General features: G+C 42.2%; 9 protein-coding genes and 1 pseudogene. 2 read left to right on the plus strand and 8 right to left on the minus strand.

Going from position 1 to position 11,703, the window contains the following annotated elements; genetic code table 11:
* Positions 1–274: 274 nt before the first annotated feature.
* Together RMY16_RS01560 and RMY16_RS01565 are read right to left on the minus strand one after the other, a co-directional pair.
* Positions 275–2,047, minus strand: coding sequence for an ABC transporter ATP-binding protein (locus tag RMY16_RS01560; protein WP_322734883.1), 1,773 nt, complete (start codon positions 2,045–2,047; stop codon positions 275–277).
* A 256-nt stretch (positions 2,048–2,303) separates the two neighbouring features.
* The gene (locus RMY16_RS01565; RefSeq protein ID WP_322734884.1) at positions 2,304–2,624 is read right to left on the minus strand and encodes an HNH endonuclease; all 321 of its coding nucleotides are present in this window, start codon (positions 2,622–2,624) and stop codon (positions 2,304–2,306) included.
* Positions 2,625–3,019: 395 nt separating this feature from the next.
* Here RMY16_RS01565 and RMY16_RS01570 point away from each other — a divergent pair.
* Positions 3,020–3,199: pseudogene (locus RMY16_RS01570) on the plus strand (transposase); the annotation flags it as partial.
* 20 nt (positions 3,200–3,219) lie between these two features.
* Positions 3,220–3,306: an element excision factor XisI family protein gene (locus RMY16_RS01575; protein WP_416211639.1), complete on the plus strand. Its 87-nt coding sequence runs from the start codon at positions 3,220–3,222 to the stop codon at positions 3,304–3,306.
* Between the two features lie 96 nt (positions 3,307–3,402).
* Here the strand turns inward: RMY16_RS01575 and RMY16_RS01580 are convergent, their stop codons facing one another.
* The 6 genes from RMY16_RS01580 to RMY16_RS01605 all read right to left on the minus strand — a co-directional run bounded on the left by RMY16_RS01580 (position 3,403) and on the right by RMY16_RS01605 (position 11,702).
* Complete coding sequence (locus RMY16_RS01580) at positions 3,403–4,422, minus strand: iron-siderophore ABC transporter substrate-binding protein (RefSeq protein WP_322734885.1); 1,020 nt, start codon at positions 4,420–4,422, stop codon at positions 3,403–3,405.
* Positions 4,423–4,497: 75 nt separating this feature from the next.
* Positions 4,498–7,245, minus strand: coding sequence for a TonB-dependent siderophore receptor (locus RMY16_RS01585; protein ID WP_322734886.1), 2,748 nt, complete (start codon positions 7,243–7,245; stop codon positions 4,498–4,500).
* Positions 7,246–7,447: 202 nt separating this feature from the next.
* Positions 7,448–8,458 (minus strand): AraC family transcriptional regulator, encoded by a 1,011-nt coding sequence (locus tag RMY16_RS01590; protein ID WP_322734887.1) that lies wholly within the window; start codon positions 8,456–8,458, stop codon positions 7,448–7,450.
* Positions 8,459–8,908: 450 nt separating this feature from the next.
* A complete protein-coding gene (locus tag RMY16_RS01595; protein ID WP_322734888.1) occupies positions 8,909–9,415 on the minus strand; it encodes a hypothetical protein in 507 nt (168 codons plus the stop codon).
* Between the two features lie 271 nt (positions 9,416–9,686).
* Positions 9,687–10,952, minus strand: a complete 1,266-nt coding sequence (locus tag RMY16_RS01600; RefSeq protein WP_322734889.1) for a hypothetical protein — start codon at positions 10,950–10,952, stop codon at positions 9,687–9,689.
* A 270-nt stretch (positions 10,953–11,222) separates the two neighbouring features.
* Positions 11,223–11,702 carry an ATP-binding protein gene (locus RMY16_RS01605; protein WP_322734890.1) on the minus strand — a complete coding sequence of 160 codons (480 nt, stop codon included), beginning with the start codon at positions 11,700–11,702 and terminating at the stop codon, positions 11,223–11,225.
* Position 11,703: the final 1 nt, after the last annotated feature.

Consider the following 11,703-nt stretch of genomic DNA (forward strand, 5'->3'; position numbering starts at 1 on the left):
TTCAACGCTGAAACCCTTGTTTTATCGTTAAGCAGCTACCTGGTAACTTGAAAAATCAGCTACTGCAACCCTCAAGAAAATCCTTACAGGACAAAACTTTTAAGCTTAACTCGGTTTTCTGTTCCGATGATACTTGTACCCTTATTTTCAACAGTTCCCAGGTTCCATCAGTTAGTTTTACACTTCAATTGCTGATAATCATTCTCATAATGAGAATTGCTGTTTCAAACACCCTCTTAGAGACCTAACAAAACTGGAGCATTTGGGAAAAACCCTAATGAATCCCAGACTGTACGCGCCACAAACTAGCATAGATACTATCAAGTGCCAGTAAATCCTCGTGCTTACCCTGCTCGACAATTTGACCATGATCCATCACATAAATACAATGACTGTGGCGAATCGTAGAAAGACGATGAGCGATCGCAATTGTCGTGCGATTCTGGGTAATCATAGCCAGCGATTTCTGAATAGCCGCTTCAGTTTCATTATCCACCGCAGATGTCGCCTCATCCAAAATCAAAATTGGTGGGTCTTTGAGAATAGCACGAGCGATCGCCAGTCGTTGTCGTTGTCCTCCAGAAAGTTTCTGTCCCCGTTCGCCCACAATTGTGTCATAGCCCTGGGGCAGTTGCTCGATAAATTCATCAGCTGCGGCTAACTTGGCAGCATGGATAATCTGTTCTTGATTGGCATGGAAACTACCGTAACAAATATTTTCAGCAACCGTACCGTGGAACAAAAACACGTCCTGACTCACCCAACCAATACATTGCCGTAAATCGAATAAATTGAGGTCGCGGATATCTATGTCGTCAATTAAAATCCGCCCACTCTCTACCTCATAAAAGCGTAGCAAAAGCTTAACTAACGTACTTTTACCTGAACCAGTTGCTCCGACAATGCCGATGGTGGTTCCAGCAGGAATCTGTAGGGACAAATTTTTGAGTATATGGTTGCGCTCATTGTAGGCAAAGGTAATACGATCAAATTGCACTTTACCAGCCACAGTTTCGATTGGTAAGGAATTATCGCCTCCTGGAATTGCGATCGCAGTATCCAGTAAGCCCATGACACGACGTACCGATGCCATCGCTCGCTGATATTCATCCATGATTTTACTTAGTTCGGTGAAGGGCCAGAGTAAATCTTGAACAATAAACACCATAAAGCTATAGGTTCCCACACTCAGACGACCTTGTAGCACTTCCTGACCACCTAGATACAGCGTCAGCACAAACCCAAACAAAATCAGAAATCGCAGCACTGGCTCAAAGGCTACACTCAGGGCGATCGCTTGTTTGTTACTGCGACGATAGGCATCACTTTCAGTATAAACCTGATTGCTTTCATAGGCTTCGGCGGTAAAGCTTTTAATCGTGGCAATACCAGAGAGGTTGTTAGCAAGGCGATCGCTAATGATTCCAGCGCGATCGCGCACACTGTCATAGCGGGGAGCTAAACGGGATTGAAACGCGAACGTTCCCCACAGAATAAATGGGATGGGTAGCATCGCTAACCAGGCAATACCGGGAACCAGCAGCACAAAGCTAATCCCCACTGCAAATACTCGTGTGAAGAAGCCGATCAGGTCTTCAGCGCCAGAGTTGAAGAAACCTTCAAGCTGGTTGATGTCATCATTGAGAATAGATAGCAGGATGCCCGTGCTGCGGTTTTCAAAGTAAGCAAGTTCTAGTTCTTGTAAGTGATTGTAAGTATCGACACGTAGTTCGTGTTGTAGGGTTTGTGCTAAATTGCGCCAGAGTTTTTCGGTTGTATATTGGCTGAGGGATTCCAAACCCCAGGTGGCGATCGTCAGCACAGACAGCACTAATAACTGAGTTAGGGGATTTTGAATGCCAAACCGAGCAATTAATGAAGTTTCTTGTTCGACTACCACATCCACCGCAACGCCGATGAGATAGGGGGGTGCTAGGTCTAATAGGGTACGCAGAATCGAGCAAAGAATTGCACCCCAAATTTGAAGTTGATAGGGTTTGGCATAGCGGAGTAAACGCAGGAGGGGGTGAGCAGCAGGTTTTGACATTGTGATGGGCAGGTTTATAAGGGGAGCGAACTAAAAACTAATATTTTTTTGATAAAAATTTACTTTCTGCAACTAGGTCGAATGAGATAATTTCCAGATGTGCATCTAGTTTAGACATGGCAAAATCTTCCGATATCTGGATGCCTAAGCCAGAAAGTCACCTCTCTGACTCGGCTACAAAACCGTGCATGAAACGTTAATTTCACACGGCTCCTCAATGATTTGGTGCTTGTCACGCACACCTCTAAGTTCAGAGTTAAAAGGGATGAAAGTTGAGATAATCCTCATCTATCTCTGGAACTGTAACAGCAAATTTATCTACTGCCGTTTTAGCATCATGGCAATGTCCATGAAGTAATTGAAGGTTGTCATAACTATCCTTACCGCCTTGGGAGCGGGGGATTTTATGGTCGATTTCCATCAAATCTTCATGGTGAAAAAACAGTCCACAGTGAGCACACTTTCCTTTCTGCATCTTCAGGAGTGTTGCCACTCTTGTTGGCGCTTCAGGATGTTTACCCATTCTGGAACTCCAGTACACCCAGTCACCATCAAATGGGCTACGGCTTCCTTGCATTTGTATGTGTCTCACAATAGGAGTTTCACGGTGCTTGTATAAGCGAATCTTCTGGTTATGGGGTTTAAATACCCAATTATCAGACCCTACAGTTTGCCAATACTTTTGACAACTCCATCGGGAAGATTTTATTGGGGTGACGATGTTCTGCCCATGCTTTTAGCTGGCTGAATAATGTTGTATCAGCCTGGTTAAATATGCGTTTACTAACGACACCTGACTCGAATATTTCTATTCGTTTCGACAGAACGAATCACACTAACGACCTGCAATACTAATCGCTCAAACCTGCAATCAAGACATTTACAAACCAGGATTAAATGCAACTGAGCCAGGATTATTTGCAACCAACCTGCTTTTCCTCTGTTTGAGCCAGGATTAAATGCAACTATAAAGTACCTATACTCAAAGGAGGAGATGATGAGTCAATAATTCGAGAAGCATTGCGATTGCTGCGTGCAGACGATCAGTTAAATCAGTTGGAGACGGTTTTAGCATTTTTTGCTACTTTTGTGTTAGAGAGTGAATTAGTTCAACAAATTATGAGGTGGGATATGGCAATTTTACGTGAGTCTCTGATATTGCGGCTGATTTAGTGAATTTGGGTGTATCAAAAGAAGATATTGTGTTAGGTTTCCATCCTCCTTTTATGCGTGAGATGAGTGACTACGCGGTAGGTTAAAAGCGGAAAATCTAGAGAAGCGATTGATCGCCTGGTTGATGAAAAGTGCTTTTGCGATAGGTTTAGAACTTATTGATGAAATATACCCTGAGTTTTTTAGTTCCGTCTAGAAAAGTAAGGGTCTTGTTTTGCTTCTAAAAGATACTTAGAAAGATCGTCAAGAAAAAGATTCATGCCAATGGGACCATAAAAGTCCCAAACTCTCCCATCAACAATGTAAGCTCGACCATTTTTAACAGCTTTCAGAGATAGGATCAAAGGATTCTGATACAGATGCGGTGAAGGGTTATTATAATCAGTAAAAAATAGGATATCAGCATCAAAATCACTAATCTTCTCAATGCTGATTTGAGTATGGTTTTCTTGCTTCAGAAGGATTGGTTTAATGGGTAAATCAATATCTTGGAAAACCTGGTGGTAGTGTGAAGAATTGCGTGAAATATCAAACTGATTCTCATAATAGCCAATTACTGAGATTTCCAAGCCTCGTAATCGATCGCCTAATTGATTCTTAAACTTTGAAACACGCTCTTGGTATTGGGCAAGAACTTTTTCTCCTTCCTTCTCTTTTCCGATAGTCTTGGCAATCTGTCGAAAATTTTCTTTTATCGGTATTCTGTCTTTCCATGTATCTATGAGTACGGCAGGAGCAATTTTCGATAGCTGTGGGTATGCTAGTTCAGATTGATTTGCTAGAAGAATTAAGTCCGGTTTTAGCTTCAAAATCTTCTCCAAAGAGGGAGTTCCTTCTGCCCCCACTGACTCAATTCCTGCGACAAGTTCAGGCAACAAAGCCGGAAAGAATCTTTTCCCACTCCAACGCTCACCAATACCAAAATGATCGACTGCCGTACCGACTGGTTTGATACCAAGAGCTAGTAAAGAATCTAATATGGCTGGAACATCCAAAACAACAATGCGCTGTGGTTCTAATGGAATACAGGCTTCACCAAGCCTATGCTTGATGACTCGACACTCCGACGTGGCTTTTGCTTGTGCGGTTGAAAGATTGTTTTTTTGGGTGCTGGGCTTGTAACAAGCTGCAATCATTAATAGAAATGATAAAGCTATTAGCAGAAATGGCTTTATCAGCTGACGTATTCGGTGGGTCATCATGGCCATTTTGATGTTGCTCGCGCAATTAAACAGGATTCTGCTACATTTATCTAATCAACAACCTTGAATTGTGAGTTAAAATTCCCAACTGATAGTACCCGTGATTGTAAAAGGGTTACCTCTATAAACAGACAGCCTGCCGTTAGCATATTCTGCATAGTCTATATCGAATAGATTGCGAACATTGATCGCTGCCCTAAAACCATCTCTTTTGTAGAAAAGCGATGCATCAGTTCGGAAGTAATCTCGGAGTATCGTCTCGTTTGCCAGGTCGGCTTGCCGCGCACCGACATAAAATAGTCCTAATCCAAATCCCAATCCCTTTAAATCACTCTGCTGGATTTCATAGGTTGTCCAAAGACTGACTTGATTTTCTGGCACGTTGCTCAATCGATTACCGACATTGCTCAATCGATTACCGACACTAGGAGGATTATCCTTCGTGACTTCGGCATCCGTATAAGTATAGGAACCAGTGACTTTCCAACCGGGCAGAATCTCACCTGCAATATCCAACTCAATCCCCTGGCTGCGCTGTTCGCCAGTCTGAACAGAAAAACCTTGAGCCGCCAGCACAGGATTGGGATCGGGCGTGATCACATTGGTCTTAGTCAGGTGGTAGGCGGCTAAGGTGGTGGAAAGTCTTCCATCTAGAAAATCTGCTTTGACTCCAACTTCGTACTGGGTTCCCCTGGTTGGCTGAAAGTTTCTCGATCCATCTGCTGCAAATCCGAAGGCAGAAGGTCTAAAGGAACGACTGTAGCTGGTATAAAGAGCAACTGTTTTGCTGGGTTGATACACCAGACCAAGCCGGGGGCTAAACGCACTATCATTTAAAGAGCTGTTCTCAAAACCAGTTCTTTGAAGCTCATCGGAAACCCAATCATAGCGACCTCCAATCAGCAGCTTCAGGTTATCGCTGAATGCAATTTGATCCTGAAGGTAAAGCCCGTAGGACCGACTCGTACGAGAGAAGTTGGTGATGTTTGAAAGGGGAAGGTCTGGAACACCGTAGTTTGGATTGCGGATATCGAGATCGGGCAGACCACTGACATCAAAAAAGAAGCCCTCATTAACTACTGCAAAATCGTTTACATCAAACCCTACTAAAACCTGGTGTGAAATTGAGCCAGTGTTGAATTTCCCCAACAAGTCGACTTGTCCAAAATAGTTGTTCTCCAAATCGGTAAAGGGGTTTACACTAAAACCATCGGAGAATGTTAAAAAGCGATCATCCCGGACTCCACCGTACTGAGTTCCGGGGCGCTCATAGCGTTGTAGCTGTATCGCAAGACTATTCCGGATCTGCCAGTTATCGCTGAAGCGATGGTTGAACGTGTAGCCAATTCTTTGCGTCTGAAATGAGGCATTTGGTGTATTAAGATAGCTCGTAAATAAATTTCGAGGGGTTATGAAGCTACCATCCGAACGAACCACATCTGTAATATAGATTCCAGTGTTTAAAGAGGCACGGCTAAATTCATAGTATAGATTCAGGTTAGTTCGCTCGCTAAAGTTCACAGTGATGGAGGGCGCAACTGAAAACTGCTCACTACCAGTGAATTCCTTAAAGCCATCTAGTGCTTCATACCCAGCAATCAGACGGTAAAGCACTTTTTTATCAGTCGTCAGCGGACCTGAGAAATCAATGGTGGGTTGATAAAAATTACGATTTCCTGCCTGAAATTCAAGCCTGTAATAGGGTTCACTCAACGGTTGGCGAGTCACCGTGTTGACAATTCCACCTGGCTCGATCGCACCAAAGAGAACTGAGGCGGGACCTTTGAGGACTTCCACTCGCTCAATGGTGCCAATGGGATCTAATGCGTAGATCTCATTACCTTGAGACAATCCGTTGCGGAAGGTGCCAAGTTGCTCAAATCCTCTGATGAATCGACCACCCGACGTGACACCACTCCCGTCCAAGGAAAAAGAACTCGAAACACCACTGACTGTTTCCAGTGCCTCGTTTAGTCTTCTCACATTTCGATCTTCAAGTATCTGTCGCGGCACCACCTGAATCGATTGGGGAATATCCCGCAATGGTGTATCCGTCCGCGTCGCTGTACTCGCATCTGGTACGTTATACCCATCCTGCTCACCTGTCACCACCAACTCAATCGGTTCATCTTCCTGTGCTGATGGTTGCTGTTGCGGTGTCTGGTTTTCTGGCTTCTGTTCGGCTTGCGGCGTTTGGGGCTGTTGTGGTGGCTGTGTCGCTGTTGCAGTAGAAGCTATCCCAAAAACCAGCCCTGCATCATCATCATATAACTCAACTGTTGGTAAAGACTTCTCACCCACCACCATTACTCGCACAGTATTTGCATCAATATTTGTAACCGTTATTTCAGTAATTCCCTCAACTGGTTTTTCGGAACGAAATGTAAAAGCATTGCCATCAGCTAAACGTAACTGCCCACCAGCCACATCCACAATAAAATTATTACCCGTACTGCGATTTGTGACTTGCAGTTGAGTTCCAAGTGGTGTCTCTAAAATTACCTCCACACCTTTGTCTGTGGGATTTGCTTTTACACCCGTAATTGCGACAACATCCGCTTGGGTACTGGGTGGGTTGGTTGGTGTTGGTGTCTGTACCAACATTTGAGCGTTAGTTGCAGGAAGTTCGATTTTGCTCAGTTGGGGAATATTTTTACTGACTTCCTGCAAGGCGATCGCATTTAGCTCTGTAGAATTAGATTTATGTTCCTCATTGCTTAATTTTTCCTCAGCCAACCCTGGCTGAATTACAACAATACCTAAAAATCCTGATAAACTGACTACCAACAAACGAACACCGACAAACAACTGCCAATGCTTCATAATAGTTCCTTAAAATAACTCCTCACACTTTTTGAAAAGCAAAATACAAAAGTCCCTCAACCTGCTTAAAAAGCTGGCTAAGAAAAATTCGGATACCTGGGATTATTGAAAATAGTTCTTATTTGCTTTGTAAAGCTGAGTATATAAAAGAGTTAGCAATCAAGTCTACTCACAAAGGGCATCTATCTACTCACAAAGGGCATCACGCTATTTTATTACCTGATAAGCACTGCCTTGGTGTGATGTAGAATCGGCGCTTAAAAGCAGCAGCAAAGTGTCCTGGGTTAGAATAACCAACTTGATTAGCTACTTCAGCAACGGTAATGCTTCCTTGTCGCAGTAACTGTTCTGCACAGTCCATGCGTCTATCTGTCAGATAGCCAAACACTGTTGTACCAAAAAGTTCGGGAAATCCGCGTTTAAGGGTGCGAGTACTTACCCCTACCATCGCGGCTAACTCTAATAATGATGGGGGATTTTCGAGATGGGAGATGAGAATTTCCCTTGCGTAATCAAGTCGGGTGATGGTTTTTGGCTTTAGCCGTAGTGGCGATAGCGAAGCGCTGCTGCTTTCAGCAGATCGCAATCTATTATCATCTGCGATCAGTGGAGCTAGTTGTAATGCCATCAACTCCAACACCTTACCTTGCAAATATACCTGCTTTGTTATTCCTTGAAAAGGACAGTTAATAATTTGCTGTGCTACTCCCAGTATTGCTGAAGTGGTTTTTGGGTAAAGTTGTGTCTGCCAGTCATTACCCTTTGCCAGTAGTTTCAATTGAGGAAGCATTTCTCCATCCTCTCCAGGGAAGAAATTTATCAACATCGACGGTGGCATCAAAATTTGAACGCCTAAAATATGTTGAAATTTCTCAGTCTCGTCAGTCCTCTTAGGTTGAATCCCACCACCAGAAATGAGTGTGTATCCTTCCCCAAGCTTTCCATAGTCGCTTTTGATTTTTCCTGAAAGTAGGACATTAAAATGTAGGGGATGTTCGGAAAGGGGTATTTCACAACGCACATTATCGTGATATTGCCAATTAAAAATTGAAAGCCAGAGATGTGGAAAGACCTCTATGTTTCTTTCACAACCTTTGCCCAGTTGTCTGGGTATTTGACAAATAGTTTCAAATTTCTCTGGATTTTGCGAGCTGCTACGTTCGGCTTCCTCCCACAGTTCGGAGTCTTCTTTGTGCGTTAGGGTGATGGTCATGCTTGGTGTTGAGTAATGATAATTTATATATAATAATTAATAAATTTTATCAATAAAAAGCCAATTATAAGCAAACAGTAACAAACTGGAAGAAAAAGTGGATATCTTGTACCATAACATCGGAAACCTTGGAAGATGCGATCGCAAAGGTAAATAATGTATTAGGTGTGAACGCAGGCAGACCTAAGAAGTGCAAGAGCGCAGAGGCGAGCAAAATTGTCGAAATCAGCGAATGGAGCAAGAACCGAAAACCCAGTCGTTCAAAGCACCATTACCATACGCAGGTAGCTGAGGAAGCTACTCGGAGGGGATTACCGACATTATCGCCAAGAAGTATAGGACGCATCTTGGAAGCCCAAACTTAATAGAAGGAATTATCAAGCAAGCACCATCCTATCTCAAGGAAGTAGTTTTGAAATCCCAATTTTTACCGAGGCTTTTCATTAAACTCTAAGCAAGCATTTCCACAAACTCGACCACTTGAGCAAAAGTTACTTGTTGTGCGATCAGAAAGTCAACGAGTCCATCGAGTTTTTTACGGTTGTAGACGGTGGAATAGCCTTGAATCTGGCGTTCCTTACAGAACTGTCGCAGCTTCCGCGCGCCTAAATCCAAAAGCTTCTTCCTCTCTTCGGTAACATCTATTAGCACAAGTTGTCTGGCTTCATCCGCAAACCTAGTTTCAACAAGTGGCGGTGCAGTTTCAATAATCGAAGATTCTGGTTCAGAAAATTCTTTCTCATTAGAAACAGCACCAACAACAGTCAAATACCCCTGAGTTTCCAAAACTAGCGACTCTTCAGAAATCACCCCAGCGCTATTACTAACTTGAAGTGATGCTGATTGAGCAGGGATAAAAATCACGTACAAGATTGGGAAGATAATCAAAAACAACTCGATTGGAAACAAAACATCGTTAACAGATTGTACAAAAGGTGATATTGCAAAAGCAGACATAATGTGATTCCTCCATGAATTACTGATGGGCGGCGTTGTAGCGGCTTGCCACCCAGTAGCGGGGGGAAACCCCCGTACTGAGTGAAAGCTTTTACACGTATCCCATCCACCAGTAGGAGGAAGGAGGGTAAATTGCCTTTAAGCAATTAGACGAACCAAGTTTTCCAAAATTTGCAGTTGTTGAATTTTAGAAATTACCAATCCAAGATACAGAAATTACAAAAATGCGATTTTTCCGACTTGCACCCGCAGCTTTTAGAAACTTCCTTATTCATCCCAGCACTCCAGATTTTTTACTTTTAAGGTAGTTGACGTAACTAACCAAGTTGTAGTTATATTTGAGTTCTTGGGGAACAAAAGTTGAGTAAGGATGCAGCGCTACACCATCACGGCGAAAGCGGTGACAAGGCGCATATATATCAAAAAAGATAGATATCTTATCACCATCAACCTCGATTTTGGCTATGCCCTTAAGTTCCTTCGTAAACTCCGAAACTCGCCCTGATGCTACGTAGTCAAAGACCACTACATTTCGAGTGCGGAAATACTGGATGTAGGAAAGAAGTCTCGCTTCCGTACCAAGCTCAAGCAGTCTATCAGAATGTTTCAGCAAGATACCGGAATAAGAAAAAGAAAACCTACGATTAGCGTATTCATCCCACAAAATAAGGTCGCCGTAAAACTTACAAAGATTCGCCTGATTGGACGATATTTCTCTATTTAAGCTTTCGACAACAGCATCATCTTCAAATGGAAACAACGCCTTACGTTCATCCCATTGCTTATCTGGACAGCAACCATCTTCAAACCATCCGTATGGATAAATTCCACAAACAATATTATTGGCACCATGCAGTAACTTACACCCAGCACACACTTGCAAATAGCAAGAAGTAAATTCTTCGCTATTAACTGCATTAACATAGCGTCGGTGGATATCTAAATGTTCCTCTAAAGCTTCACAAGGTAAAGGCTTATATGAGGAAAAGGTTTGTCCAATTAATTTGTCTGGATCAATTTCATCATAGATTACTGTCAAGTCGTCAATGTGGTGAGAACGTAATTCCTCGTAAAGTACCAATTTCCGATACGGTTCTTCCTCAAATCTGCAAACAACCAAGCCCTTAAAATCAGAATGCCCCTCAAAAGTCATCACTGTATAGGTGTAAATAAAAGGCACGCCATTAGATTTTTCAAAGCTCTCAGGTTTTGTAAATACAAGCGGTTTTATGTCAGTTATCTTTGCAGATTCTATACCCGAATTAGTTTCCTCCAATTCTTCAAAAACACTTAAGAAAACACCGCCCAAGGAAGCAAAAATAATTCCGGTAAAACCCAATACAATAGCACCAATGCCGGTAGAGGCAATTTGTTCAGAGCGTTCTTTCTCAACAATTGGGAATCCGCCCCTAGCTAAGTACAATAAACCCAAACCAGAAAAAGTTGCTATAGCGCCCAAACCAATAGCAGTCAAAGACACCATTCCAAAAGCAGCATTAATGTTTCTCAAGCAATTAAACGCAAACTTCTTCAACATAATTTATCCCTCCAAAATGCAGGTTACAAGGTTTTTAATTACTCTTGCCCCGGCACGAATTGGGATTTGCTGAGAACTACACCACTAACCTACCGCTTACTCTATTAACAATTCCAAAACTATTTAATAGATTCGTCCTGGTTAATTTTCAGTATCGGCAGTAGTTTCATCCTCAATGGTGATAGCAAGAGTCGAACTTGCTTTATTGCTTAAAACAACACTCCACCCGGAGTAAAATATCACCAAAAACGATATTTACAAACAATATATCTACTGTCCAAAAGTCCAAGTATTAGTTTCGTTCAATTCCAATTTTTCAAAATAGTTAGTAAAACCTGAAAAATGGAAATATTCTAGCGGCATCCGAGATATTAATATTAAAGAAAAATTTTTTAATTGAGCTAACTGTTGTAATCGAAATAAGTCGTGGCTAAAAGTATTGCTAACAAAGTGCAATCTATCAAAATTATCTATCACCAGCAGCCTATTATAACCATCAGATAATTCGCTTATGATATTTTGCCAATCCTGCTGGTAGTAAAAACTGAAGCTCATAGGAATAACGTTGAATAGATGATCCACACTAAAAGGATATTCAAGATTGAGGTAAACAGACTCTAAGTTAATATCCTTGAGTAAACAGTTTTTAACAGTAAGAGTCTTACCAATATTTTGCTTGCCCCATAGGTTAATATTTTTACCTGCATTTACCTGATCGATTAACTGACGGTAGTCTTTATAACGTAACATT

The sequence above is a fragment of the Nostoc sp. DedQUE12b genome, assembly GCF_034530835.1.
Classification (GTDB): domain Bacteria; phylum Cyanobacteriota; class Cyanobacteriia; order Cyanobacteriales; family Nostocaceae; genus Nostoc.

Coding starts and splice junctions, on each gene's coding strand:
- RMY16_RS01560 (WP_322734883.1), bottom strand. CDS start 2,047: ATGTCAAAACCTGCTGCTCACCCCCTCCTGCGTTTACTCCGCTATGCC.
- RMY16_RS01565 (WP_322734884.1), bottom strand. CDS start 2,624: ATGCAAGGAAGCCGTAGCCCATTTGATGGTGACTGGGTGTACTGGAGT.
- RMY16_RS01580 (WP_322734885.1), bottom strand. CDS start 4,422: ATGATGACCCACCGAATACGTCAGCTGATAAAGCCATTTCTGCTAATA.
- RMY16_RS01585 (WP_322734886.1), bottom strand. CDS start 7,245: ATGAAGCATTGGCAGTTGTTTGTCGGTGTTCGTTTGTTGGTAGTCAGT.
- RMY16_RS01590 (WP_322734887.1), bottom strand. CDS start 8,458: ATGACCATCACCCTAACGCACAAAGAAGACTCCGAACTGTGGGAGGAA.
- RMY16_RS01595 (WP_322734888.1), bottom strand. CDS start 9,415: ATGTCTGCTTTTGCAATATCACCTTTTGTACAATCTGTTAACGATGTT.
- RMY16_RS01600 (WP_322734889.1), bottom strand. CDS start 10,952: ATGTTGAAGAAGTTTGCGTTTAATTGCTTGAGAAACATTAATGCTGCT.
- RMY16_RS01605 (WP_322734890.1), bottom strand. CDS start 11,702: ATGTTACGTTATAAAGACTACCGTCAGTTAATCGATCAGGTAAATGCA.